We start from the raw sequence: 25391 nt of genomic DNA on the forward strand, positions 1-25391 counted from the left end.
CAGCCGATGCCGTAGAGCCCGCCGACGGCCCGCCCCACCGCCCCTCCCGCGAAGCGCAGGACGAGGGAGGGAGGTGTCGTCACCTGGCGATGTCGGTGACGAACGCGGACCAGGCGGCGGCGGGCACGATCAGGACGGGTCCGTCCTGGACCTTGCTGTCCCGGACGGGGACGATGCCGGGGACGTCGTCGAGGACCTCGACGCAGCTGCCGCCTTCGCCGTTGCTGTAGCTGCTCTTGCGCCAGGCGGCGCCGGCGAAGTCGTACGAGACTTCGATGCAGTCGCCGCCCTCCCCGTTGCTGTAGGAGCTCTTGAACCAACTGGCGTTGCTCAGGTCGTACTCGCGCATCGTCTGAAGTCCTCCGCCGCCGACTCGATCAGGGCCAGGGACGCCGCCGGCGACAAGGCGGTGACCCTGAGCAGATCGTAGGCGCGCTGTGCGCGCTTCACCACAGCCGGATCGTCGAGCAGCGTCCCCGAAAACGACGTCTCCGTATAGGCCGTTGGTGGCTGGTCCTCGAACTCCATGATCTGGAGCATGCCGTTCATGGAGGCGTGTGCTCCGGCCGAGCGAGGGATCACCGTCACCAGGACCCATCGGTCCCGGATCAGCCTTGCGATGTGGTCGAGCTGCGCCGCCATGACAGCCGGTCCGCCCACTGGGGTGACCACCGCGTTCTCGTGCAGGATCACCCAATACTCGGGCCTTGTAGCGTCCGTGAGGATCCTCGCCCGGTCTATCCGCGAGGTCACCTTCTCCTCGACGTACTCCTCCGTCGCGAAGGGGTTCGCCGCCAGCGTCACCGCCCGTGCGTACTCCGCCGTCTGGAGCAGGCCGGGCACCACCAGCGGCGCGAACTCGCAGATCCTCGTCGCCACCGCCTCCAGCTCCGCCACCTCGTGGAAATAGGAGGCGTACGGCGACTTGTTGATGAGTTTGCGTACCGTCCGTTCGAAAATACCGCCGGTTTGTAGTACCTCGTCGATTCTCTGCGCCACATCCAGCTGGGGCTTTCGAATTCCCTGCTCGAACAGCCCGATGTATCCACCGGACACGAACACGCGTCCGCCCAGTTCGCCCTGTGAGAGCCCCGCCGCCTCGCGGCGCTCCTTGAGGAGCTCCCCGAAGAACTCCCACGTCTCGTCCTGCTTGCCCTTGGCCATGGATTAACTCCCCAACCCTACGCCGCAGTTGTACGGCCTGCGCGTCTGCCGATTCTACGGATCCCGCCCCACCCTGGAGAGGCGAAGCAGGAAATGGATTCAGAAAGGCATACGTTGGTGAAGGAAGACATCATGAAGACGACCGCGGGGGCCATCGAAGCCGCACAAGAGGCAGTGACGGAATTGCGCGAGGCGCTCGCGAGGGCGGGAATCACCCTCCCCTCGCTAGGGCTCGACGTCGTCACCCTCGCCGCCGACCCTCCGAGGCCGCTCGTCGAATTGGGATGCTGCACGGCGGAAACGGCACGGCTCATCGCGGCCGCCCTACTGCCGGGGGAGGAGAGCGGGACATGACACTGCCGATCGGGTCGTACGTCGTGGAGATCCGTACCGGACGGGTCGGGAGAGTGATGGGCCACGAGGGGCCCTACGTCCAGATCCGGCCGCTCGGTGGCGGGCGCGAGTGGGACGTGGAGCCCGAGGGTGTACGCGAGGCGACCTCGTCCGAGCGACTGAGCGCGGCCACGGCTCACGTCAACGCCCGGAGCCGGGGCGAGGTGCCCTGAAGCGGTCCGCGCCCGCGCCCGTGGACGGGGGGCGGGCGCCGCCGCGTCCGTCAGACCGGTGGCACGTCTCCGCCGACGTTGCGGATCATGCGCTGCAGGACATTCAGGGCGATCACGTATTCCTCGTCCGGGATGCCGGCGTGCACGTGTGCCCGGGTGGCCCGCTGCGTCCCGGCGGCGCGCCCGTGCACCGCCCTGCCGTCGTCGGTGATCCGGAGCCGGCCGTCCGCGTCCAGGGTGAGCAGGGCCCGCTCCACCAGGAGGTCGATGTCGGGCGCCAGGCCGGCGCCGACGTCCAGGTTGGCGTGCTGGGCGGTGATCACCTCGTCCCGGGTGGCACCGTCCTCGCCGTGCTGCACCTGGTGCAGGACCCACCACTGGGGCTGGGTGATCCCGATCGCCGCGAGCCGCCCCCTGACGTAAGCCGACACGGTCTTGTTCGCGGCCCACGTCCAGTAGCCGATCGGCTGGTTCGCCAGCTTCTCTTCGTCGTCGTTCCAGTACGTCATGACGCTTCCTTCTCTGTCGGTCGGTGGAGTGTGCGTCCGTAGGCGAGCAGCAGGAGCTCCTGGGCGGGGCGGTTCACCACCCGAGCTCCTGTGCCGTACGACCAGTCCAGGTCCGTGGCCCGCAGCGTGACGCCTTCGAGGTCCGCCTTGAAGAAACGGATCGTCTTCGGGGTGACGGTCTCCAGCAGGATCCGCAGGCGCTTCTCCGGGACCCTGCGTCCGAGGCCGAGCGGGACGGTGATGTCCAGGCCGTGGATCACGTCGTGACCGAGGGCCGTCTCCAGGCCGCCGACCGGCGGCTTCCACGGGTGATGGGCGTTGTCCCGCAGCGCCGCCGCGAGTTCGCGCGGGGTGAGGGCGGCGGCGTCCCGGCGGGCGAGGCGGTCGGTCATCCGGTGCAGGTTGCCGCCGGCGCGGACGAGTTCCAGCGCCGTCCTGCCGAACGAGTACCGGAAGCCCATGCTCATGTGGCCGGCGACCTCCCGCACGCGCCAGCCGCCGCACAGCGACCGCGCGTCCCACTGCTCGTCGGTCAGTCCGTCCAGGACGTCCGCCAGTTCGCGCCGCTCGGCCGCGATCTCCGCCCGCATCTCCGTCGCCGTGGTCTCCATGATCACCAGCGTGCCGACGGGGTCGCCAGAAGTCCAAGAGCGGGTTCTTCTCGTCGCTAGCATTCCTGCTTATGGAGCTTCGCCAGTTGCAGTACTTCCTCGCCGTCGTCGAGGAGGCCAACTTCACCCGGGCCGCCGCCCGGCTCCACCTCGCGCAGCCGGGGGTGAGCGCCCAGATCCGGCAGCTGGAGCGGGAGCTGGGGCAGCCGCTCCTCGACCGCTCCGGCCGGACCGTGACGACGACCGCCGTCGGCGAGGCGGTCCTCCCCTTCGCGCGGGCGGCGCTCGCGGCCGTCGAGGGGATGCGGCTGACCGTGGACGAGTTCGCCGGGCTCGTCCGGGGACAGGTCACCGTCGGACTCGTGTCGGGCGCCGCCGCCGCGGACGAGTTCGACGTCGCCGCCGCCCTGGCCGACTTCCACGACGACCACCCGCACGTGGAGATCTCCCTCACCGACGACACGTCGGAGCGGATGCTCGCCGCTCTGCGCCGCGGCGAACTCGACCTCGCGGTGATCGGCCTCGCCGAGGAGGAGCCCCCGCAGGGCGTCGGCCTCCAGGTCCTCGTCGACGTGCCCCTGGTCGCCGCCATGGCCCCGGACGACCCGCTTCTCACCGCCCTCGAAGGCCGTACGGCCCTCCCGCTCGCCGCGCTCGCCGGCCGTCCCCTCATCAGTCTTCCGCGCGGCACCGGCCTGCGCGGCGTCCTTGAGCGCGCCTGTACGCAGGCGGGCTTCCGGCCGCATGTCGCCTTCGAGGCCGCCGTTCCCCACGTCCTGGCGCGGCTCGCCGCCCGCGGCCTCGGTGTCGCGGTCCTCCCGGATCCCCCGCCCGGGGCGGCGGACGCGCTGGGGCTCCGTACCCTTCCCCTCACCGAACCGGCCCTCCGCGGCCGGGTCGCCCTCGCCTGGCCGGCGGACGGGCCCGCCGCCCCGGCGGCCGCCGCCCTCCTCGCCCGTATGCGGAAAGCGTTCCCGGACGTCCGGCCGGACCTCAGGCCCGTGGTCGGCCCGCCCCCGCCGTACGGGAGAATGGGCCCATGAGTCTGTTCCGCGACGACGGCATCGTGCTGCGCACCCAGAAGCTGGGTGAAGCGGACCGCATCATCACGCTCCTCACGCGCGGTCACGGTCGCGTACGCGCCGTCGCGCGCGGCGTGCGGCGGACGAAGTCGAAGTTCGGGGCGCGGCTCGAACCGTTCTCGCACGTGGACGTGCAGTTCTTCGCCCGGGGGAGTGAGCTGGTCGGACGCGGGCTGCCGCTCTGCACACAGAGCGAGACGATCTCCGCGTACGGCGGCGGGATCGTCACCGACTACGCCCGGTACACCGCCGGCACGGCCATGCTGGAGACGGCGGAACGGTTCACCGACCACGAGGGCGAACCCGCCGTGCAGCAGTACCTGCTGCTGGTGGGCGGTCTGCGGACGCTCGCGCGCGGTGAGCACGCACCCCACCTCATCCTCGACGCCTTCCTCCTCCGCTCGCTAGCCGTGAACGGCTACGCGCCCAGCTTCGACGACTGCGCGAAATGCGGACTCCACGGTCCGAACCGGTTCTTTTCGGTCGGAGCGGGCGGGGTCATATGCGGCGACTGCCGGGTGCCCGGAAGCGTCGTACCCTCTGCGGAGGCCATCGGCCTGCTCAGCGCGCTGCTCACCGGCGACTGGGCGACGGCGGACGCGTGCGAGCCGCGTCACGTCAGGGAGGGCAGCGGACTCGTGTCCGCCTATCTGCACTGGCACCTGGAGCGCGGCCTGCGCTCCCTGCGGTACGTAGAGAAAAGCTAGGTAGGAGAGACCACGTCATGGCCATCGCACGACTGCTCGGTCGCCAGCGCCGGGAGTACAGCACCCCCGAGCCGCACCCCTCCGGCGCCCGCCCGCCGAAGCTCCAGTCCGAGCTCGTCCCGGAGCACGTCGCGATCGTCATGGACGGCAACGGCCGCTGGGCCAAGGAGCGCGGCCTGCCCCGCACCGAGGGGCACAAGGTCGGCGCCGAGCAGGTGCTCGACGTGCTCCAGGGCGCGATCGAGATGGGCGTGGGGTCGATCTCGCTGTACGCCTTCTCCACCGAGAACTGGAAGCGCTCGCCCGAGGAGGTGCGCTTCCTGATGAACTTCAACCGCGACTTCATCCGCAAGACCCGCGACCAGCTCGACGAGCTCGGCATCCGGGTGCGCTGGGTCGGCCGGATGCCCAAGCTGTGGAAGTCGGTGGCCAAGGAGCTCCAGGTCGCGCAGGAGCAGACCAAGGACAACACCAAGCTGACGCTGTACTTCTGCATGAACTACGGCGGTCGCGCGGAGCTCACGGACGCGGCACAGGCGATGGGCGAGGACGTGAAGGCGGGTCGGCTGGACCCGTCGAAGATCACCGAGAAGACCATCCAGAAGTACCTCTACTACCCGGACATGCCGGACGTGGACCTCTTCCTGCGGCCCAGCGGCGAGCAGCGCACCTCCAACTACCTGATCTGGCAGAGCGCGTACGCCGAGATGGTCTTCCAGGACGTGCTGTGGCCGGACTTCGACCGCCGCGACCTGTGGCGCGCCTGCGTCGAGTACGCCTCCCGTGACCGGCGCTTCGGCGGCGTCGACCCGGCCGACCTGGCGGTCCTCGACAAGGCCTGAGCCCGGCACCGTACCGAAGGCGCCCGCCGTCCCCCTTCCGGGGACGGCGGGCGCCTCTCGTGTGCCCGTGATCAGCAGGTGCCGGCGAAGGCCGCCCGGGTCACCACGTCCGTCGAGGCGGCCGTCGTGTCCAGCCAGGCCGTCCGCTGCCCGTCGCCGAGCGACGGGGCCAGCTGGAAGCCGGAGGAGCAGGAGACCCTGCTGTACACCGGAGTGCCGGCCAGTACGTCCGCGACCGGGGCCGTGTACACCTTGCCGATCGTGCCGTTCCAGCCGCCGAGGGCGCTCGACGCGTCGTACGTCGAGTAGGCGAAGTACTCGTCGCTGACGGAGAACTGGCCGGAGTACGTCTGGGACGGCTTGCCGATCTTCTTCTTCTGGGTGAGATCGGCCAGTGGTGCCGACCAGAACGCGTCGCTGCGGAAGAGGAACGACGTCGTCTCGCGCCAGAAGACCCGGTCCTCGGTGATCTGGATGTCCGTGATCTCGCCGAAGATGTACGACTGGATCCGCACGCGCTGCGCGGTGCCGGCGGCGATGTCGTACACGTTGAGGTGATCGCCGTCGTTGTCCCGCCAGGCCACCTTGCCGTGCTTCATGGTCAGGCGGTCGGCGTTGGTGCCCGTGGCCGGGGTCAGATTGACCGTGGTGCCGTCGCGGTCCAGGAGCATGACGTCGGACTCGCCGTCCCGCCTGTCGATGTAGACGAGCCGGCCGTCCTCGGTCACGGGCTGGAGCTCGTCGCCCGGGCCGTCCACCAGCTTGCGGATCGGGCCCTGGCCCTTCTCCTGCGTGGAGTACACGCCGATGGAGTCCGCGGTGACGCGGGTGAAGACGATGCGGTCGTCGTCGAGGGACGGGTCGAGGAGGTAGGCGTCCTTCTGGGCCAGCTCACGCTGCGGGTGCTTGCCGAAGCGGCCGACCGTGATGCCGAAGCCCGCGCTGCCCGCGCCCCACGCGACGGCGTCGCCGTGGCCGATCGCGTACACGTCGCCGTTGATCTGCGCGGCCTGCTCGTCGATCGCGCCGGCGTACACCTCGTACGCGGGCAGGACGTCGCCGGCGAGCGTGGTCCCGTCATGGGTGCCGGACGCGCGCTCCCAGCCCTCCTGGATGCCGTGGGCGTCGAAGGCCCTGGCGATCGCCTCGCGGTCGGCGCGGGAGACCTTGAGCGACTTCGCGGCGAGGGTGACCGCGTTCCGCATGTCCGAGAAGCCGGAGAGCGGGGTCAGGTAGTTCTGTGCCGCCCGGTAGACGATCCTGTCCGCGAGCGCCGGGTCCAGGGCCTTGCGCATGTCCCACATCGCGCCGGACACCACGGTCGAGTTGAGGTGCACCCCGCCGTTGTCGATGTCGAGCGAGACCGGGAGGTAGTCCTCGCCCGCGACCCGGCCGTCGTTCATGTCGCGCAGGGCGCACTCGTCCAGCGGCTTGGTGCCGTTGCAGAGGTACTCGCCGATCAGGCCCGATGTCGGGTCGCTCATGGCGACACCCTTGTCGGCGGTCTCCATGGCGTTGCCGAAGTAGTCGGAGATCGCCTCGTTGAGGGCGCCGGACTGGTTGAGGTAGACGAGACCCGCGCTGTGCTCGGTGACGCCGTGGGTCATCTCGTGACCGACGACGTCGAGGCCGACGGAGAGCGGGACGCCGCCCATGTGGCCGTAGACCATCTTGGTGCCGTCCCAGAAGGCGTTGGCGTAGTCCTTGCCGTTGCTGGCGACGTTCACGACGGAGTGGATCGTGCCGCCCTTGCCGTCGACGCCGTCACGGCCGAGCCGGTCCTTGAGGTAGTCGTAGACCTTGCTCGCGTTGACGTGGGCGTCGACCGCGCCGGAGGCGGTCGCCGTACCCGCGAAGCGGTCCGTGGGGGAGGAGACGATCGTCGTGCCCTCGCGGACCGGGCCGTACGCGACGTCCAGATAGCTCTGCCGGTTCGCGTCGTACGTGACGACCTGGCCGCCGGTCACCGGGAACATCGCCCGCGCCGAGTCGACCAGCGTGTACGAGCCGTCCACCTCCTTGTTGACGTCGAGCGGGGTCTCCGTACCGTCGACGCGGACGCCCGTGCCCTTCCCCGGAGCGGCGGAGGCGCCTTCGGCGGCCGTCGCCGCGTCGATGTTGTTGTACGAGAGGGCGATTCCGCCGACGTGGGCGTCGACGAAGACCTCCTGGCGCAGCGGCTCGCCGGCCGCCGTCGCACCCGTCACCGTGAAGTGCCAGGCGAGCCGGCCGCCGTCCGCACCCGGCAGGACCGTCAGGCCGTGACGCTCGGTCGCCGTGCCCTCGGCGGCCGAGAGGCGCGTGTCCAGGGTGAACATCCGCCGCTCGGCGGTGGCCTCGGCGACCTTCGGGGTGGTGGAGACGGTCAGCTCCGGGTAGAGCGTGCCCGTCGCGGAGGTCACGTGCTGACCGCCGTCGGCCGCCTCCGTCTGCACCGCGTACTCGGCGCCGAAGACCGGCACGCCGTTCCGCTTCTGCTGGAAACGGACCGAGGACTGGCCGGCGTCGGCGCTCGTCCTGACCGTCGCGAGCTCGGACTCCGGTACGCGGTACGTGTCCTGGTGGGCCTTCAGGTGTGCGCGGGCCGCCTCGGCCGGGGTGCCCGGGCGGGCGGCGGCACCGTCGAGGCCCTGGGTCATGCGCGGCGCGACCGTCGCCTCCCGCGTGGCGGCCGGGGTGGGCTCGTTCACCTCCTCGGCCTGCGCCGGAGCGGTCAGCAGCACCGAACCGGTGGCCGCCATGACCACACCGGTCGCGAGCATCCGGCGTATCCGTCGGATTCTCTGAGTCCTCACGAAGCCCTCCCCATCACGCACGTTCGCGAGGGTCGGACGGACCCTCGCGACTGATGGGGTCGATGGTTCGGTAGGCGGGGTTCCGCTTACAAGGGGTGAGGTGCGGCGCAAAACCGCCCAGGCGTAAAGCCGCCTCGTTCCGGCCTACGGCGCGGGCAGCCAGCCCGACTCCGAAGCGTGCCAGCCGAGTTGGAACCGGGTCGCCGCCCCCACCGACTCCATCAGCTCGTGCAGCCGTCGCTGCACCGTCCGGTGCCCGATCCCCAACTGGCGGGCGATCGCCGCATCCGTGAGCCCCACGTGCAGCAGCGCCACGATCTGCCGGTCCACCGGATCGAGCGGCCCCGGCCCGTCGCACTCCGACCCCCGGACGGCCGGGTGCAACTCCCTGCCGAGCGCGAAGTACTGCTCGAACAGCGAGATCAGGGCTGTGAGCAGACCACTTCGGTGCACCACGAGGGCCACCGGCTCCGTCTCCTCCCGCTCGGGATCCAGCGGCAGCAGCGCCACGTCCTCGTCGACCACCACCAGCTTGATCGGCAGCGACTCCGTCACCACGATCCGCTGCCCCTCCGACGCCAGGTCGGTGAGCCACCGGGCCGCCCGGGGCTCCTCCAGCCACGCCCGCGCCACCACCGACCGCACGACCACACCCCGGCGCATCGACTCGCGTTCGACCTCGTCGACGTTGTCCTCGAAGGTGATCGCGACCGCCCGGTCCATCGTCGGCACCAGCGACCGCACCTCGCGCCGCGCCTTCCGCTGCATCTCCACAAGGCGCCGCCGGATCGCCGCCGCCCCCGACAGCACCTCCACCGGCGCCCCGCCCGTCCGGGACTGCGCCGCCCGGTGCCGCTCGGCCAGCTCGGAGACGAAGTGCTCGACCCGGTGCAGCGCGGACCGGCGCGACTCCAGGAGCGGGCCCAGCGCGAGGACGGGCGACGCGGCCCGGTACCGTACGCCGTCCTCGTCCCGATCGGCGCTCGCCAGCCCCCGGTCGACCAGGTCCTGCAGCGCGCGGACGACGGCCCCGGGGTCCGCGCCGGGCTCCGTGACCGACGCCGGGACGCTGCCGGGACGGTCGACGAGCAGCCGGTAGACGGCGTCCTGCTCGGCGTCGAGACCGAGGAGCGAGAGCAGCGAGGAGTCGGGGGCCGCAGACGGGTCTTCCGTCGTGCTCTCCATGTGCTTCCCCCTCCGGCGGCCGACGACGGGGCCAGGGTAAGCGGGATGATCGAAAACCGGTACGGGGGGCCTGTTGCCCGTACGGCTACGATCACCGCCGTGAACGAAGCGACGGAGAACAGCACTCGGGACGGGTTCGAACTCGTCTACCCCGCGGTGTTCGCGGACGTGCGCGAGGCCGTACGGATACGGATGCGGGCCCTCTTGTGGTGGCGGCTGCTGCGATGGGCGGCGTGGGGAGCGTTCGTCCTCACCCTCCTCGCCTCCGGCGTCGTGGTCCTGCTGCCGCCCACGCCGGATCCGGGCACGGCGGTCAAGCTGGTGGCGCTCGGCCTGGTGGCCGTGGTCGCCGCCGAGCTGGCGCCCTGGCTGACGGCCCGCAGCTTCTTCCTGGCGGTCAGGGCCCAGGGCGAGGCCACGGCCGTCGTCGACGACGACGGGGCGCGCTGGACCTCCCGGGACACCGACACGACGATCCGGTGGGCGCTGATGCCCCGGTACGTGGAGACGCCCCGGCTCTTCGTCCTGCTCACCGCCAAGAAGTCCGGCAGCGGCTTCGCGTACCTGCCGAAGCGGGGCCTTGCGGGGCCCGGCGAGGTGGACCGGCTGCGGGCGGTCCTGGACCGGAACATCAGCAAGGTCTGAGACGACGAGGACGGCGAAGACGACGAGCGGGCCCGTACCGAAGGGATTCGGTACGGGCCCGCTCGCGTATCCGTACAGGGGCTACTTCATCGCGCACTCCGCGCACGTGCCGAAGATCTCGACCGTGTGCGCCACGTTCACGAAACCGTGCTCCGAGGCGATCGTCTCGGCCCACTGCTCCACCATCGGGCCCTCCACCTCCACGGCCTTGCCGCAGACGCGGCAGACCAGATGGTGGTGGTGGTCGCCGGTCGAGCAGCGGCGGTAGACGGTCTCGCCGTCGCTGGTGCGCAGCGCGTCGACCTCGCCCGCGTCCGCGAGGGACTGGAGCGTGCGGTAGACGGTGGTGAGGCCGACCGAGTCGCCGCGGTGCTTGAGCATGTCGTGCAGCTCCTGGGCGCTGCGGAACTCGTCCACCTCGTTCAGCGCCGCCGACACGGCGGCCCGCTGCTTGGTCGAGCGGCCTCGTACGGGGGGTCCTGCCGTCACCACGAGGGCCTCCTTGAGTGCTTGTCTGCCCCCGCCATTCTGCCAGTCCCCCGTGCCGCCGGATTCAGCCGAGGATCAGACCTTCACGTCATCCGTCGGACGCCGGCCCGCCGGCAGCGCGGCGTCGCAGTTCTCCGCGCCCGCCTCGGCCGCCCGGGCCCGCCGCTTGGCGAGCGGAGTGGCGAGGAGGGTCAGGAGGACGAAGACGCCGATCGCGTACAGGACGATCGTCGCGCCGGGCGGGACGTCCTGGTAGTACGAGGTGGCCGTGCCCGCCAGGGTGACCGTGATGCCGGTCGCCACCGCGAGGACGAAGGTCGCACGGAACGACTTCGTCAGCTGCTGGGCCGCCGCCACCGGCACCACCATGAGCGCGCTGACCAGGAGCAGGCCCACGACCCGCATGGCGACCGTGACCGTCACCGCGGCCGTGACCGCGATCAGCAGGTTCAGGGCGCGCACCGGCAGGCCGGTGACCCGGGCGAACTCCTCGTCCTGGCTGACGGCGAAGAGCTGGCGGCGCAGGCCGACCGTGACGAGGACCACGAAGGCGGCGAGGATCGCGATCGCGGTGATGTCCTCGGACGAGACCGTGGAGAGCGAGCCGAAGAGGTACGAGCTGAGGTTGGCGTTCGAGCCGGTCGGCGAGAGGTTGATCAGCAGGACGCCGCCGGCCATGCCGCCGTAGAAGAGCAGGGCGAGCGCGAGGTCGCCGCGGGTCTTGCCGTACGCACGGATCAGCTCCATGGCGACCGAGCCCACGACGGCGACGAAGGTCGCCATCCAGACCGGGCTGGAGTTCAGCAGGAAGCCGAGACCGACACCGGTCATGGCGACGTGGCCGATGCCGTCGCCCATCAGCGCCTGGCGGCGCTGGACGAGGTAGATGCCGACGGCGGGCGCGGTGATGCCGACGAGCACGGCCGCGAGGAGCGCGCGCTGCATGAAGGCGAGATCGAGCATTTCCATGATCAAGTCAGCTTCCTGGGGTCGGCTGTCTCAGGTCAGCAGACCCGTACGGAGCGGCTCACCGGCCGCGTGGGGATGGACGTGGTCGTGGCCGGGGAGTGCGTGCTGGCCGACGGCCTCGGGCGGCGGGCCGTCGTGGACGACGCAGCCGTCGCGCAGGACCACGGCCCGGTCGATCAGCGGCTCCAGCGGGCCCAGCTCGTGCAGGACGAGGAGGACGGACGTACCGCCCGCGACCTGCTCGCGCAGCGTCGCGGCCAGGATCTCCTGGCTCGCGAGGTCCACGCCGGCCATCGGCTCGTCCATGATCAGCAGCTCGGGCTCGGCGGCGAGCGCGCGGGCGATCAGCACGCGCTGGTGCTGGCCGCCGGAGAGCGCGGAGACGGAGTCCTTCGCGCGGTCGGTGAGACCGACGAGCTCGATGGCCGCCTCGACGGCGGCCTTGTCGGCCTTCGTCAGCCAGCCGAAACGACGGCGGGAGAGCCGGCCGGAGGCGACGACCTCGCGGATCGTGGCGGGGACACCGCTCGCCGCGGTGGTGCGCTGCGGTACGTAGCCGACGCGCGCCCAGTCGCGGAACCGCTTCTGCTCCGTGCCGAACAGCTCGATCCGGCCGCCGGTCAGCGGCACCTGGCCGATGACGGAGCGGACGGCGGTGGACTTGCCCGAGCCGTTGGCGCCGAGCAGGGCGACGACCTCGCCGCGGTGGACCGTGAGGTCGACGCCCCGGAGGACGGGCCGGCCGCCGAGGGCAGCCGTGGCTCCGCGGACGGAAATGACGGGATCCGGTTCCAGCGCTGCCATGGCTCCTGCCTCCTGCTGTGCTGCTGCGGTCACTTGGCGCCGAGGGCCTTCTTCAGCGCGGCGAGGTTGGACTGCATGACCTCGATGTAGTCATCGCCCTTGGACTTGTCCGTGATTCCCTCCAGCGGGTCGAGCACGTCGGTCTTCAGACCGGTGTCGCCCGCGAGGGTCTTGGCCGTCTTGTCGCTCGCGAGGGTCTCGAAGAAGACGGTGGAGACCTTGTCCTTCTTCGCGATGTCCTGGAGTTCCTTGATGCGGGCGGGGCTCGGCTCGGACTCGGGGTCGATGCCGGTGATGCCCTCCTGCTCCAGGCCGTGCCGCTCGGCGAGGTAGCCGAAGGCGGAGTGGGTGGTGATGAAGGTCTTCGTGGTGGTGTTCTTCAGGCCCGTCTCGAACTCGGTGTCCAGGGCGCCGAGCTTCTTCACCAGGGCGTCGGTGTTCTTCTTGTAGTCCGCGGCGTTGGCCGGGTCGGCCTTCTCCAGGGCGGTGCCGACACCCTTGGCGACCTCGGCGTACTTCACGGGGTCGAGCCAGATGTGCGGGTCGGTGCCGGTCTCGGTGGAGTGATCGTGGCCCTCTTCCTCTGCCGCGTGCTCCTCGGCGGAGTGCTCCTCGCCGGCGTGCTCCTCGCCCTCGTGCCCGTGCTCGTGGCCGACCTCGGCGCCGTGCGCTTCGAGCTTCGTGAGGGTGGCGGCGTCGACGGTGTTCTTGACGCCGGCCTGGGCGATGGCGTCGTCGACGGCGGGCTGGATGCCCTTGAGGTAGAGGATGACGTCGGCCTCGCCGAGCTCGCCGATCTGCCGCGGCTTGAGCTCCAGGTCGTGCGGTTCGACGCCGGGCTTGGTGAGCGTGTTGACGGCGACGTGGCCGGCGCCTATCTGCTCGGCCAGGTACTGCATGGGGTAGAACGACGCGACGACGTCCAGCTTGCCGCTGCTCCCCTTGTCGGCGGCGTCGGAGGTCCCGGCGCAGGCGGACAGGGAGACGATGCCGAGCGCGACGGCTCCGGCGAGGGCGGTGGTGGGTATCAGGCGTCGTACGTTCATGACACTCATTTTCAACAAAATTGGAAACGATTGTCAATTGTCGTATGTGTGGCCCCGCCCACGCGAGACCTAGCGGTCCCCGGCACCGAACCGATTTGATGCAGGGGGTACGGGCGCCGGTAACCTGTGGCATTCGCACTTCGTCGTCGTAATGAAGAGAGCACCGTGGCCGCCGACAAGATCGACACCATCGTCAGCCTGAGCAAGCGCCGTGGCTTCGTCTACCCGTGCAGCGAGATCTACGGTGGCCAGCGCGCCGCCTGGGACTACGGACCGCTGGGTGTCGAACTCAAGGAGAACCTGAAGCGTCAGTGGTGGCGGTACATGGTCACCGCGCGCGAGGACGTCGTCGGTATCGACTCGTCGGTGATCCTGGCCACCGAGGTCTGGGAGGCGTCCGGTCACGTCGCCACCTTCACCGACCCGCTGACCGAGTGCACCTCCTGCCACAAGCGCTTCCGCGCCGACCACCTGGAGGAGGCGTTCGAGGCGAAGCACGGCCGTCTCCCCGAGGGCCTCACCGAGCTCAACTGCCCCAACTGTGGCAACAAGGGCACCTTCACGGAGCCCAAGCAGTTCTCCGGCCTGCTCTCCACGCACCTCGGCCCGACCCAGGACTCCGGCTCCGTCGCCTACCTGCGTCCCGAGACCGCGCAGGGCATCTTCACCAACTTCGGCCAGGTGCTGCAGACCTCGCGCAAGAAGCCGCCGTTCGGCATCGCGCAGATGGGCAAGTCCTTCCGGAACGAGATCACTCCGGGCAACTTCATCTTCCGCACGCGCGAGTTCGAGCAGATGGAGATGGAGTTCTTCGTCAAGCCGGGCGAGGACGAGCAGTGGCAGGAATACTGGATGGAGCAGCGCTGGAACTGGTACACCGGCCTGGGCCTCCGCGAGGAGAACATGCGCTGGTTCGAGCACCCGGCGGAGAAGCTCTCCCACTACTCGAAGCGCACCGCGGACATCGAGTACCGCTTCTCGTTCGGTGGCAGCGAGTGGGGTGAGCTGGAGGGCGTCGCCAACCGCACGGACTACGACCTGAACGCGCACTCCAAGGCCTCCGGCACCGACCTGCAGTTCTTCGACCAGGAGGCCGGCGAGCGCTGGACCCCCTACGTCATCGAGCCCGCCGCCGGTGTCGGCCGCGCGATGCTGGCCTTCCTGCTCGACGCGTACAACGAGGACGAGGCCCCCAACGCCAAGGGCGTCATGGAGAAGCGCACCGTCCTGCGCCTCGACCCGCGCCTGTCCCCGATCAAGGTCGCGGTCCTGCCGCTGTCGCGCAACGCGCAGCTCTCGCCGAAGGCCAAGGGCCTCGCGGCCGACCTGCGCCAGAACTGGAACATCGAGTTCGACGACGCCGGCGCCATCGGCCGCCGCTACCGTCGCCAGGACGAGATCGGCACCCCGTTCTGCGTGACCGTCGACTTCGACACCCTCGACGACAACGCGGTGACCGTGCGCGAGCGCGACACCATGAAGCAGGAGCGCGTCTCCCTCGACCAGATCCAGGGCTACCTGGGCAGCCGTCTGCTCGGCTGCTGAGTCTGCTCGTCTTCACAGGGAAGCCCCCGACTCCGGAAGGAGTCGGGGGCTTCCCTGTGTGTGGGTGCGTGGTGGGGGGCCTCTCAGCCCTCGGCCTTCAGGCCGCGCAGCAGCAGAGCGAGCACCGCGTCGAACTCCGCCTCGATCGTCGGGCGCCGCCACTCCGGGGCGTACACCGGGTCGTGGAAGCGGCCGGTCGCGTGGAACACCGCACGGGCCGTCGCCGCGGGGTCGGGGGCGGTGAACTCCCCGCTCCGCACGCCCTCCTCGACGATCTCCCGGACCTGACCGATCAGTACCTCGATGTGCTCCTCGACCACGCCGCTGGCCTCGTCGATCAGCACGCCGTACGTCGCGAACAGCTCGGGGTCGTCGCCCGCCTTGTGGCGCTTGGCCTCGAAGAGGGCCGCGAACCAGGACCTGAGCTTCTCGGCGGCCGGCCGGTCCGTGCTCGCGATCAGCCCGGCGAGCATGACCTCGGCGCGGCTCAGCCACCGCTCGGTGACGGCCTCGCGCAGGGCCGCCTTCGTGCGGAAGTGGCGGTAGACGCTGCCGTGGCTGACGCCGAGCACCCGGGCGACGTCCACGACGGTCGCCTTCGCGGGGCCGTAGCGCCGGAGCACCTCCTCCGTGGCTTCGAGGATGCGCTCGGCGGTCAGGGTCTCGGTGGCGGCCATGGAATGACACTACCTGTCAGTGCTCGCTGTCCAGGTGGGCCATCTGCGCTGCCGGGTACCGCTCGCCGGCTGCGGCGCCCGCCGGGACGGCCTCCTCGATGGCTGCCAGGTCGGCGGTGTCGAGCGGGACGTCCAGGGCGCCGAGCGCCTCCACGAGGCGGTCCCGGCGTCGGGCGCCGACCAGCGGGACGATGTCCGCGCCCTGTCGTTCGCCCTGTGCGAGGACCCAGGCGATCGCGGTCTGCGCGACCGTCACGCCCTTCGCCTCGGCGACCGTCCGCAGTCGGTCCACCAGGTCGAGGTTCCGGTGGAGGTTGTCGCCCTGGAAGCGGGGGGACATCCCGCGGAAGTCACCCGCGCCGAGCTCCCGGTCCCGGGTGAAGTGGCCGCTGATCAGGCCGCGCGACAGCACCCCGTACGCCGTGATCCCGATGCCCAGCTCGCGCGCGGCCGGGAGGATCTTTTCCTCGATCGAGCGGGAGATCAGCGAGTACTCGATCTGGAGGTCCGAGATCGGGGCCACCGCCGCCGCTCTGCGCAGGGTGTCCGCGCCGACCTCGGAGAGGCCGATGTGCCGTACGTGCCCCGCCTCGACCAGCTCGGCGATGGCGCCGACGGTCTCCTCGATCGGCACGTCCGGGTCGACACGGGCGATCCGGTAGATGTCGATGTGGTCGGTGCCGAGGCGCTGGAGCGAGTACGCCGCGAAGTTCTTCACCGCCGCCGGACGCCCGTCGTATCCGGTGAAGCCGCCCTCGACCGTGCGCAGCGCGCCGAACTTCACGCTGGTCAGCGCCTGCTCGCGGGCGGCGGCGGGGGCGCTCCGCAGGGCTTCGGCGATCAGCAGTTCGTTGTGCCCCATCCCGTAGAAGTCGCCCGTGTCCAGCAGGGTCACCCCGGCTTCCAGGGCGGCGTGGATGGTCGCGATCGACTCGGCGCGGTCGCTCTCCCCGTACAGCGCGGACATGCCCATGCAGCCGAGACCGAGGGCGGAGACGGCGGGGCCGGTGGCGCCGAGCGGGCGGGTGGGGACGGGGTGTCGGGTGGTGGTCATGGCGGTCTCCTGGAGAGTCGACGGGAGGGTGCGACAGAACAACCATGACATGACCGATGACAGATTTCAATATCTGTCATTCGTTTGGGTGGGGTGGCGAAAAACGGGTGCCGCCGTACCGGTGCCGGGGTAGCGTCTTCGGCATGTCTTTGTTCTTCCAGATCTACGAGTGAGCGCGCCGCGCAGGCCGACCACCGACCACCTCACTGAACTGATTCGGGAGAACCCCCATGGGCAAGAGCCGTAACGACCTCCTCGGAGTCGGCGGACAGCGCAAGAAGCTGTCCCGCGCCGACCAGCACGGCACCGGCCGGAGCCGCGGCGCCGTCCACCGCACGGCCGACGAGCAGAAGCAGGAGCTCCTGAAGAAGATGCGCGAGCGCGCGCAGGGAGCCGAAGCCGCTGACACCGAAGCCGCTGACACCGAGGCCGGTCAGGAGTAGCCGGCGCCGGGTGAAACGGGCCCGGGGTCGTGAACACCCCGGGCCCGTTTCACCCCACCTGCTTCGGCAGCCGCAGCGCGAGCACCGCCGTCAGGAGCGCCATCGCGAGCTGGAGCAGGAGCGTCACCGTCAGGGCCGTGCCTGTCGAGTCCGAGGCGGACAGGCTCAGGAACAGCGTGCCGAGGGTGGCCACGCCCAGGGTCAGCGCCGTCTGCTGGGTCGTCACCATGACGCCGCTGCCCACGCCCGCCCGCTCCGGCGGCACCTCGGAGAGCACCACCCGGAAGAGCACCGGAAGCTGGAGGCCCTGCCCCAGCCCCGCGAGCGCCATGCCGGGAAGCAGGCTCCCCACCGACAGGTCCGGCCAGGAGCGCCAGGCCGTCAGGGCGAGCAGCCCGAGACCGAGGGCCTGGAGCAGCGCCCCCACCGGAACCACCCGCGTGCCCCAGCGCCGTACGAGCCGGGGACCCGCGAGCGACGCCCCGAAGAAGGCCACCGCCATGGGGACGAGCGCCAGGCCCGAGGCCACCGCCCCCAGGCCCAGGCCCTGCTGGAGCGCCACCGCGATCACGAACATGAAGCCGCCGAAGCCGCCCGACAGAGGCAGGACGAGGAGCAGCCCGCGCCGCAGCGAGACCAGGTCGAGGAGGCTCGGCGGGACCAGCGGGGTGTCGCCCCGGCGCTCCGCCCGCCGCTCCACCCGCCAGAAGGCGCCCGCCGCGAACGGGAACACCGCGAGCGAGACCCAGGTCCACAGCGGCCAGCCGGCCGTCCGGCCCTCCGTCAGCGGGGCGAGCAGGGTGAGCATCGCGACCGCGAGGAGCAGCGTGCCCGGCACGTCCACCCGGGTCGGCCGGTCCGAGCGGGTCTCCGGCACGGTCCGCAGAGCGAGCAGCAGGCCCGCGACCGCCACCGGCACGTTCACCAGGAAGACCGCCCGCCAGCCCGACCCCGCGAGGTCGGCGGCGACGAGGACGCCGCCCAGGATCTGACCGGTCACCATCGACAGACCGGCGGTCGCCCCGTACAGGCTCAGCGCCTTCGCCCGGCGCGCTCCCGCCGTCGAGGCGTGGATGGTCGCCAGCACCTGCGGCAGCATCAGCGCCGCCGCGGCGCCCTGGGCCACCCGGGCCGCCACGAGGGTCCAGGCGTCCGGGGCGAGCCCGCAGGCCAGCGAGGTCAGGCCGAAGGCGGTCATGCCGGCGAGGAAGAGGCGACGGCGCCCGAAGAGATCGCCGAGGCGTCCGCCGAGGACGAGGAGGACGGCGTACGACAGGCCGTACCCGGCCACGATCAGTTCGAGGAGGGATTCGCCGGCCGCCAGCTCCCGGCCGATCGACGGCAGGGCGACGTTGACGATGAAGAAGTCGATGAGCGGCAGCGATGCGCCGAGGAGGACGGTGAACAGGCCCAGGGAGCCGAGCGCCGCGGGGCCGTGGCCGTGGCCGACGGACGGTGCGCCGGACCGGAGAGATGTGGTGGGAGTCGAGGTCACGCGTTCGACGATCCGCCCACGCTCAGCCTGGTACCAGAGTCTTCTTATCCTGGTACAACCACTACCTGGCAACCGGCCTGCCGCCCCGGCACCCTGGAGCAGTGACGACCATGACGACGACGGCGGTGGCGGGGTCGCCCGGGACCCGGCGGCACGAGCTCGCCGCCTTTCTGCGCAGCCGGCGCGAGCGCATCACCCCCGAACAGGTCGGCCTCCCGCGCGGCCGGCGCCGCCGTACGCCCGGTCTGCGCCGCGAGGAGGTCGCGCACCTCTCCGCCGTCGGCGTCACCTGGTACACCTGGCTGGAGCAGGCCCGTGACATCCAGGTCTCCCCGCAGGTCCTCGACGCCCTCGCCGACGCGCTGCTCCTCGACCCGACCGAGCGGAGCCACCTCTTCGCCCTCGCCGGGCAGTCCGACCCGCACCCCGGGGCGCCCTCGCCGGCCGTCACGCCCGCGCTGCGCCGGATGCTCGACCAGCTGGAACCGCTGCCCGCCGCCGTCCAGAACAGCCGGTTCGACTTCCTCGCCCACAACCGGACCTTCGGGCGGCTCTTCTGCGACCTGGACGCCCTGCCCCGCGAGGACCGCAACTCCCTCTGGCTCGCCTTCACCAACGACGACTTCCGGGCCGCCGCCACCGACCTGCCGGACCTCCTCCCCATCCTCGCCGGGAAGCTCCGCGCCGCCATGGCCGAGCACCTGGCGGAGCCCGCCTGGAAGGCGCTCGTCCAGCGGCTCGAAGGGGCCTCGTGCGAGTTCCGGGAGATCTGGGCCCGGCACGACGTGGTCGCGCCGGGCGGCCGCACCAAGGTCATCCACAATGCCCGCGTCGGCGTGCTCCGCTTCGAGCACACCAACCTGTGGCTCGGCCCGACCTCCGGACCGTGCCTCGTCACGTACGTCCCCGTGGACGAGAAGTCCCGGGCGGGCGTCGAGCGGCTCCTCGCCCTCGTGATCGAGGAGGAGGAGACGCGGGCCGCGGCCGCGGCCGAAGGCGCTCGGGGCGAGGCCGCCCGGGACCGGCCCGCTCAGGTCGACGCCGCTTCCGCCGTCCTCTGAGGTTCCTCCTCCTCCGCCAGGCCGCGCGCCGTGCGCTCCGCCGTGCGTCGCGCCCAGGCCCCGCTCGTCAGCGCCCCCACCACGAGGACGGCGGCACCGCAGCCCGTCACGATCCAGTAGCCCGGGCGGGCCGCCGTCACGAACGCCTCCGGAGCCCCCGCCCTCATCCCCGCCGCCAGGACCGCGCCGATCACCGCCACCCCGAGGGTCTGCCCGACCTGGCGGCTCGTCGAGGCCAGCGCCGCCGCCACCCCGGCCTGCGCCCGGGGCATCCCGGAGACGGCGGTGTTCGTGATCGGCGCGTTCACCAGCCCGAAGCCGATGCCGAAGAGCACGTACCCCGTGAAGAGCAGCGGATCGCTCGTCTCGGCCTCGAAGGCGGCGAAAAGGAGCGGCCCGGCCGTCGTCGCCGCACCCGCGAGCAGCAGCGAGGGGCGCGGCCCGCGCGCCGCCGTCAGCCGCCCCGACAGCGGTGCGAAGACGAAGGTCATGGCGGCCAGCGGCAGCATGCAGAGCCCCGCCTCCAGCGGGGAGAGGCCGCGTACGTCCTGGAGGTACAGGGTGTTCAGGAAGAGGAAGCCGCCGAGCGCCGCGAAGGCGCAGACCGCGATGACGGTCGCCCCGCTGAACGGCGCGCTGCGGAAGAACCGCAGGTCGATCAGGGGCTCGCGGCGCCTCGGCTCGTACAGGAGCACCCCGGTGAGCGCGGCGGCCGCGATCCCGGCGAAGAGCGGGTCGGTCTCGATGATCGCGTACGTGAGTGATCCGAGGAGCACCGCCACCAGGAGCTGTCCGACGGGGTCGGCGCGGCGGGGCCGGGGGGCGCGGGACTCGGGGACGTACCGCAGGGTGAGGAGCAGGGCGAGGGCGGCGACCGGCAGGTTCACCCAGAAGATCGCCCGCCAGCCCACCGACTCGACGAGCAGCCCGCCCACGAGCGGGCCTGCGGCCATGGAGACGCCGATGACCGCGCCCCAGACGCCGATGGCACGCGCGCGTGCGGCGGGTTCCGTGAAGGTGTTGGTGATGATCGACATGGCGACGGGGTTCAGCATCGAGCCGCCCACCGCCTGGACCGCCCGGAAGGCGATCAGCGTCTCCAGGCTGGGCGCGAGGGAGCAGAGCAGCGAGCCGAGCGCGAAGACGGCCAGTCCGGTGACGAAGACCTTGCGGCGGCCGATCCGGTCGGCGGTGGAGCCCGCGAGCATCAGGAGGCAGGCGAGGACGAGGGTGTAGGCGTCGATCGTCCACTGGAGGCCGGAGACGGAGGCGTCCAGGTCGCGCCGGATGGAGGGCAGGGCGACGTTGAGCGCGGTGTTGTCCAGGCTGACGATGAGCAGGCTCATGCAGCAGATCGCCAGGACGACGAGTTCCCGGCCACGGGGGAGCCGCGCGCGTGTGAGCTCCGGCATGTGCGGATAGTACGGCTGACTCATGACCGCCGCAGTGCGCGACAATGGCTCAATGACCGCGTTCTCTCCCCTCGCCATCGGGCCGCACATCGTGCAGCCGCCGGTGGTGCTCGCCCCGATGGCCGGCATCACCAACGCCCCCTTCCGTACCCTCTGCCGCGAGTTCAGCGGCGGCAAGGGGCTGTTCGTGAGCGAGATGATCACGACGCGCGCCCTGGTCGAGCGCAACGAGAAGACGATGCAGCTCATCCGGTTCGACGAGACCGAGAAGCCGCGCTCGATCCAGCTGTACGGGGTGGACCCGGTGACGGTCGGCAAGGCCGTCCGGATGATCGTCGACGAGGACCTCGCCGACCACATCGACCTGAACTTCGGCTGCCCCGTCCCCAAGGTCACCCGGAAGGGCGGTGGCTCGGCCCTGCCCTACAAGCGGCCGCTGCTGCGCGCGATCCTGAACGAGGCCGTGGGCAACGCGGGCGACCTGCCGGTCACGATGAAGATGCGCAAGGGCATCGACGACGACCACATCACCTACCTCGACGCGGGCCGGATCGCGGTCGAGGAGGGCGTCACGGCGATCGCCCTGCACGGGCGGACGGCGGCGCAGCACTACGGCGGTACGGCGGACTGGGACGCGATCGCGCGCCTCAAGGAGCACGTGCCCGAGATTCCGGTGCTCGGCAACGGCGACATCTGGTCGGCCGACGACGCCCTGCGGATGATGCGGGAGACGGGCTGCGACGGTGTGGTCGTCGGGCGCGGCTGCCTCGGCCGGCCGTGGCTCTTCGGCGATCTCGTGGCGGGCTTCGAGGGGACGGGGGAGTACGCCCAGCCGGGTCTGCGGGTCGTCGCGGACGCGATGGTGCGGCACGCGCGGCTGCTCGGCGAGTGGCTCGGCGACGAGGCACGCGGTGTCATCGACTTCCGCAAGCACGTGGCCTGGTACCTGAAGGGCTTCTCGGTGGGCTCCGAGATGCGCAAGAAGCTCGCCATCACCTCTTCCCTCGACGAACTGAGCGCTCAGTTGAGCGAGCTGGACCTGGACCAGCCGTGGCCGGTGGGTGCGGACGGCCCTCGGGGCCGTACGTCCGGAAACAACCGAGTTGTCCTGCCGGACGGCTGGTTGAAGGACCCGTACGACTGCGCAGGGGTGAGCGAGGACGCCGAGCTGGACACGTCCGGCGGGTGAGATCCGCGCGAGAATCAGCCTTTCCTGGGGAGTGATCCTCGCCACCCCTGAGGGGGGTAGTGCTCACATGAGCAGGTTACGGACTGCTGCATCGCCTGAAGGGTGGCACCGGGTGCCACCCTTTTTGCATTCAAGAAGTGAACGCAAGTGCTCGGATGGGCGCTCATGTGAGCGCTAAACCTCTCCATTTGGTCATCTGAGCTTCGGGGCCTGAAAGCGGAAGCTACCTCTCAGTTACTTTCGATGTGCTGGCGGACGGGTGGTTAAGACCATGTGACCGGCAGGCGTACCTCCACAGACGCCTTCGATCTGGGTATGTTCCTCGCCGTCAGGGCAGCCAACCGAGTCATCGAGGAGTCGGGACCCGTGTCGGAAAACAATGATCAGAAGTTCGTCTACGACTTCACCGAGGGCAACAGGGACCTGAAGGACCTGCTCGGTGGCAAGGGCGCGAACCTCGCCGAGATGACCAACCTCGGCCTGCCGGTTCCCCCCGGCTTCACGATCACCACCGAGGCGTGCAAGGTCTACCTCGAGAGCGGTTCGGAGCCTGTCGAGCTCCGCGACGAGGTCAGCGCGCACCTCGACGCTCTCGAGCAGCAGATGGGCAAGAAGCTCGGCCAGGCCGACGACCCGCTGCTCGTCTCCGTCCGCTCCGGAGCGAAGTTCTCCATGCCGGGCATGATGGACACGGTCCTCAACATCGGCCTCTCCGACGAGTCCGTCGTCGGACTGGCCCGTCAGGCCGACAACGAGCGCTTCGCGTGGGACTCGTACCGCCGGCTCATCCAGATGTTCGGCAAGACCGTCCTCGGCGTCGAGGGCGAGCTCTTCGAGGACGCGCTGGACGAGGCCAAGGCCGCGAAGAAGGTCGCCAGCGACACCGACCTGGACGCCGCCGACCTCAAGAAGGTCGTCAAGCACTTCAAGAAGATCGTGAAGGCCGAGACCGGCCGCGACTTCCCCCAGGACCCGCGTGAGCAGATGGACCTCGCCATCGAGGCCGTCTTCAACTCCTGGAACACCGACCGCGCGAAGCTGTACCGCCGCCAGGAGCGCATCCCGGGCGACCTCGGCACCGCCGTCAACGTCTGCTCGATGGTCTTCGGCAACCTCGGCCCGGACTCCGGCACCGGCGTCGCCTTCACCCGCGACCCCGCCTCCGGCCACGCCGGCGTCTACGGCGACTACCTGCAGAACGCGCAGGGCGAGGACGTCGTCGCCGGTATCCGCAACACCGTGCCGCTGGCCGACCTCGAGTCGATCGACAAGAAGTCGTACGACCAGCTCATGCACATCATGAACACGCTGGAGACCCACTACAAGGATCTCTGCGACATCGAGTTCACGATCGAGCGCGGCCAGCTCTGGATGCTCCAGACCCGCGTCGGCAAGCGCACCGCCGGTGCCGCCTTCCGCATCGCCACGCAGCTCGTGGACCAGGGCCTGATCGACGAGGCCGAGGCGCTCCAGCGCGTCACCGGCGCCCAGCTCGCGCAGCTCATGTTCCCGAAGTTCGACGAGGACGCGAAGGTCGACCAGATCGGGCGCGGCATCGCCGCCTCCCCGGGCGCCGCCGTCGGCAAGGCCGTCTTCGACTCGTACACCGCGGTCAAGTGGTCCCGTTCCGGCGAGAAGGTCATCCTGATCCGCCGCGAGACCAACCCGGACGACCTGGACGGCATGATCGCCGCCGAGGGCATCCTCACCTCGCGCGGCGGCAAGACCTCGCACGCCGCCGTCGTCGCCCGCGGCATGGGCAAGACCTGTGTCTGCGGCGCCGAGGAGCTCGAGGTCGACACCAAGCGCCGCCGGATGACCACCTCCGACGGCCAGGTCGTCGAGGAGGGCGACGTCGTCTCCATCGACGGCTCCACCGGCAAGGTGTACCTCGGTGAGGTACCCGTCGTACCGTCCCCGGTCGTCGAGTACTTCGAGGGCCGCATGCACGCCGGCGCCGACGACGCCGACGAGCTCGTCGCCGCCGTCCACCGGATCATGGCCTACGCCGACCGCGTCCGCCGGCTGCGCGTCCGCGCCAACGCCGACAACGCCGAGGACGCGCTGCGCGCCCGCCGCTTCGGCGCCCAGGGCATCGGCCTCTGCCGCACCGAGCACATGTTCCTCGGCGAGCGCCGCCAGTACGTCGAGCGGCTGATCCTGGCCGACACGGACGTCGAGCGCGAGCAGGCCCTCGAGGCCCTGCTGCCGCTGCAGAAGCAGGACTTCATCGAGCTGTTCGAGGCCATGGACGGGCTGCCCGTCACGGTCCGGCTGCTCGACCCGCCGCTGCACGAGTTCCTGCCCGACATCACCGAGCTGTCGGTGCGCGTCGCCCTCGCCGAGTCCCGCAAGGAGCCGCACGAGAACGACCTGCGCCTCCTCCAGGCGGTGCACCGGCTGCACGAGCAGAACCCGATGCTGGGTCTGCGCGGCGTCCGCCTCGGCCTGGTCATCCCCGGCCTGTTCACCATGCAGGTCCGGGCGATCGCCGAGGCCGCGGCCCAGCGCATCGACGCCAAGGGCGACCCGCGTGCCGAGATCATGATCCCGCTCGTCGGCACCGTCCAGGAGCTGGAGATCGTCCGCGAGGAGGCCGAGCAGGTCATCGCGGAGGTCCGGGCGCAGACGGGCGTGGACCTGAAGCTCGCGCTCGGCACCATGATCGAGCTGCCGCGCGCCGCCGTGACCGCCGGTCAGATCGCCGAGGCCGCGGAGTTCTTCTCCTTCGGCACGAACGACCTGACGCAGACGGTCTGGGGCTTCTCCCGCGACGACGTGGAGGCCTCGTTCTTCACCGCGTACCTGGAGAAGGGCATCTTCGGCGTCAGCCCCTTCGAGACCATCGACAAGGACGGTGTCGGCGCGCTCGTGCGCAGCGCCGTCCAGGCCGGCCGCGCCACCCGCCCCGACATCAAGCTCGGTGTCTGCGGCGAGCACGGCGGCGACCCGGAGTCGGTGCACTTCTTCCACGAGGTCGGTCTCGACTACGTCTCCTGCTCGCCCTTCCGGATCCCGGTGGCGCGCCTGGAGGCCGGCCGCGCGGCGGCCGAGTCCAAGGGCAGCGACAGCCGCTGAGTCCTGCTGAACCGGGGGTCAGG

General features: G+C 70.7%; 25 protein-coding genes. 11 read left to right on the forward strand and 14 right to left on the reverse strand.

The window, feature by feature from the left end:
* Positions 1-79: 79 nt before the first annotated feature.
* Both OG357_RS26605 and OG357_RS26610 read right to left on the reverse strand, forming a co-directional pair.
* Positions 80-349 (reverse strand): DUF397 domain-containing protein, encoded by a 270-nt coding sequence (locus tag OG357_RS26605; RefSeq protein ID WP_329623548.1) that lies wholly within the window; start codon positions 347-349, stop codon positions 80-82.
* Positions 331-1164 (reverse strand): helix-turn-helix domain-containing protein, encoded by an 834-nt coding sequence (locus OG357_RS26610; RefSeq protein WP_329623549.1) that lies wholly within the window; start codon positions 1162-1164, stop codon positions 331-333. Before OG357_RS26610 ends, OG357_RS26605 begins: the two co-directional genes overlap by 19 nt.
* A 132-nt stretch (positions 1165-1296) precedes the next feature.
* On the opposite strand from OG357_RS26610, the gene OG357_RS26615 reads away from it, so the two are divergent.
* Positions 1297-1518 (forward strand): hypothetical protein, encoded by a 222-nt coding sequence (locus OG357_RS26615; protein ID WP_317595023.1) that lies wholly within the window; start codon positions 1297-1299, stop codon positions 1516-1518.
* Positions 1515-1730, forward strand: coding sequence for a hypothetical protein (locus OG357_RS26620; protein ID WP_055643552.1), 216 nt, complete (start codon positions 1515-1517; stop codon positions 1728-1730). The genes OG357_RS26615 and OG357_RS26620 overlap by 4 nt, the downstream gene beginning before the upstream one ends.
* A gap of 50 nt (positions 1731-1780) precedes the next feature.
* On the opposite strand, the gene OG357_RS26625 is transcribed toward OG357_RS26620, so the two are convergent.
* Together OG357_RS26625 and OG357_RS26630 are read right to left on the reverse strand one after the other, a co-directional pair.
* Positions 1781-2239: a MarR family winged helix-turn-helix transcriptional regulator gene (locus tag OG357_RS26625; RefSeq protein WP_329623550.1), complete on the reverse strand. Its 459-nt coding sequence runs from the start codon at positions 2237-2239 to the stop codon at positions 1781-1783.
* Positions 2236-2850: a maleylpyruvate isomerase family mycothiol-dependent enzyme gene (locus tag OG357_RS26630; RefSeq protein ID WP_329623551.1), complete on the reverse strand. Its 615-nt coding sequence runs from the start codon at positions 2848-2850 to the stop codon at positions 2236-2238. Before OG357_RS26630 ends, OG357_RS26625 begins: the two co-directional genes overlap by 4 nt.
* 71 nt (positions 2851-2921) lie before the next feature.
* On the opposite strand from OG357_RS26630, the gene OG357_RS26635 reads away from it, so the two are divergent.
* The 3 genes from OG357_RS26635 to OG357_RS26645 are packed head-to-tail and all read left to right on the forward strand — an operon-like array spanning position 2922 to position 5481.
* Positions 2922-3893, forward strand: a complete 972-nt coding sequence (locus tag OG357_RS26635; protein ID WP_329623552.1) for a LysR family transcriptional regulator — start codon at positions 2922-2924, stop codon at positions 3891-3893.
* Positions 3890-4639 (forward strand): DNA repair protein RecO, encoded by a 750-nt coding sequence (gene recO, locus OG357_RS26640; RefSeq protein ID WP_267043532.1) that lies wholly within the window; start codon positions 3890-3892, stop codon positions 4637-4639. Before OG357_RS26635 ends, recO begins: the two co-directional genes overlap by 4 nt.
* Before the next feature lie 17 nt (positions 4640-4656).
* Positions 4657-5481: an isoprenyl transferase gene (locus tag OG357_RS26645; RefSeq protein ID WP_329623553.1), complete on the forward strand. Its 825-nt coding sequence runs from the start codon at positions 4657-4659 to the stop codon at positions 5479-5481.
* Positions 5482-5552: 71 nt separating this feature from the next.
* On the opposite strand, the gene OG357_RS26650 is transcribed toward OG357_RS26645, so the two are convergent.
* Positions 5553-8276: a M4 family metallopeptidase gene (locus tag OG357_RS26650; RefSeq protein WP_329623554.1), complete on the reverse strand. Its 2724-nt coding sequence runs from the start codon at positions 8274-8276 to the stop codon at positions 5553-5555.
* A gap of 144 nt (positions 8277-8420) precedes the next feature.
* Positions 8421-9461, reverse strand: coding sequence for a helix-turn-helix transcriptional regulator (locus tag OG357_RS26655; protein WP_329623555.1), 1041 nt, complete (start codon positions 9459-9461; stop codon positions 8421-8423).
* 99 nt (positions 9462-9560) lie between these two features.
* Between OG357_RS26655 and OG357_RS26660 the strand changes: the two genes are divergently transcribed.
* On the forward strand, positions 9561-10106 hold the full coding sequence (locus OG357_RS26660) for a YcxB family protein (protein ID WP_329623556.1): 546 nt from the start codon (positions 9561-9563) through the stop codon (positions 10104-10106).
* Between the two features lie 81 nt (positions 10107-10187).
* Here OG357_RS26660 and OG357_RS26665 read toward each other — a convergent pair whose 3' ends face one another.
* The 4 genes from OG357_RS26665 to OG357_RS26680 all read right to left on the reverse strand — a co-directional run bounded on the left by OG357_RS26665 (position 10188) and on the right by OG357_RS26680 (position 13414).
* Positions 10188-10598, reverse strand: a complete 411-nt coding sequence (locus OG357_RS26665; RefSeq protein WP_317595008.1) for a Fur family transcriptional regulator — start codon at positions 10596-10598, stop codon at positions 10188-10190.
* 72 nt (positions 10599-10670) lie between these two features.
* Positions 10671-11564, reverse strand: a complete 894-nt coding sequence (locus tag OG357_RS26670) for a metal ABC transporter permease (protein ID WP_329623557.1) — start codon at positions 11562-11564, stop codon at positions 10671-10673.
* Between the two features lie 30 nt (positions 11565-11594).
* On the reverse strand, positions 11595-12368 hold the full coding sequence (locus OG357_RS26675; protein ID WP_329623558.1) for a metal ABC transporter ATP-binding protein: 774 nt from the start codon (positions 12366-12368) through the stop codon (positions 11595-11597).
* Between the two features lie 29 nt (positions 12369-12397).
* Positions 12398-13414, reverse strand: coding sequence for a metal ABC transporter substrate-binding protein (locus tag OG357_RS26680; protein ID WP_329623559.1), 1017 nt, complete (start codon positions 13412-13414; stop codon positions 12398-12400).
* 165 nt (positions 13415-13579) lie between these two features.
* Here OG357_RS26680 and OG357_RS26685 point away from each other — a divergent pair, with 165 nt between their 5' ends.
* Entirely contained in the window at positions 13580-14959 is a 1380-nt protein-coding gene (locus OG357_RS26685) for a glycine--tRNA ligase (protein WP_317595001.1), read from the forward strand.
* Positions 14960-15042: 83 nt separating this feature from the next.
* Here the strand turns inward: OG357_RS26685 and OG357_RS26690 are convergent, their stop codons facing one another.
* Together OG357_RS26690 and OG357_RS26695 are read right to left on the reverse strand one after the other, a co-directional pair.
* Positions 15043-15636 (reverse strand): TetR family transcriptional regulator, encoded by a 594-nt coding sequence (locus tag OG357_RS26690; protein WP_329623560.1) that lies wholly within the window; start codon positions 15634-15636, stop codon positions 15043-15045.
* 16 nt (positions 15637-15652) lie between these two features.
* Positions 15653-16690 carry an aldo/keto reductase gene (locus OG357_RS26695; RefSeq protein ID WP_329623561.1) on the reverse strand — a complete coding sequence of 346 codons (1038 nt, stop codon included), beginning with the start codon at positions 16688-16690 and terminating at the stop codon, positions 15653-15655.
* Positions 16691-16920: 230 nt separating this feature from the next.
* On the opposite strand from OG357_RS26695, the gene OG357_RS26700 reads away from it, so the two are divergent.
* Positions 16921-17133 carry a DUF6243 family protein gene (locus tag OG357_RS26700; protein WP_317594999.1) on the forward strand — a complete coding sequence of 71 codons (213 nt, stop codon included), beginning with the start codon at positions 16921-16923 and terminating at the stop codon, positions 17131-17133.
* A gap of 49 nt (positions 17134-17182) precedes the next feature.
* Here OG357_RS26700 and OG357_RS26705 read toward each other — a convergent pair whose 3' ends face one another.
* Positions 17183-18628, reverse strand: a complete 1446-nt coding sequence (locus OG357_RS26705; protein ID WP_443066738.1) for an MFS transporter — start codon at positions 18626-18628, stop codon at positions 17183-17185.
* A gap of 110 nt (positions 18629-18738) precedes the next feature.
* Here OG357_RS26705 and OG357_RS26710 point away from each other — a divergent pair, with 110 nt between their 5' ends.
* Positions 18739-19689: an MmyB family transcriptional regulator gene (locus OG357_RS26710; RefSeq protein ID WP_329625705.1), complete on the forward strand. Its 951-nt coding sequence runs from the start codon at positions 18739-18741 to the stop codon at positions 19687-19689.
* On the opposite strand, the gene OG357_RS26715 is transcribed toward OG357_RS26710, so the two are convergent.
* Entirely contained in the window at positions 19659-21101 is a 1443-nt protein-coding gene (locus tag OG357_RS26715) for an MFS transporter (protein ID WP_329623562.1), read from the reverse strand. The two genes, OG357_RS26710 and OG357_RS26715, sit on opposite strands and share 31 nt — an antisense overlap.
* A 52-nt stretch (positions 21102-21153) precedes the next feature.
* Between OG357_RS26715 and dusB the strand changes: the two genes are divergently transcribed.
* Complete coding sequence (dusB, locus tag OG357_RS26720) at positions 21154-22290, forward strand: tRNA dihydrouridine synthase DusB (RefSeq protein WP_329623563.1); 1137 nt, start codon at positions 21154-21156, stop codon at positions 22288-22290.
* A gap of 366 nt (positions 22291-22656) precedes the next feature.
* Positions 22657-25368, forward strand: a complete 2712-nt coding sequence (gene ppdK / locus OG357_RS26725; protein WP_329623564.1) for a pyruvate, phosphate dikinase — start codon at positions 22657-22659, stop codon at positions 25366-25368.
* Positions 25369-25391: the final 23 nt, after the last annotated feature.

The organism is Streptomyces sp. NBC_01255 (genome assembly GCF_036226445.1).
Classification (GTDB): Bacteria; Actinomycetota; Actinomycetes; order Streptomycetales; family Streptomycetaceae; genus Streptomyces.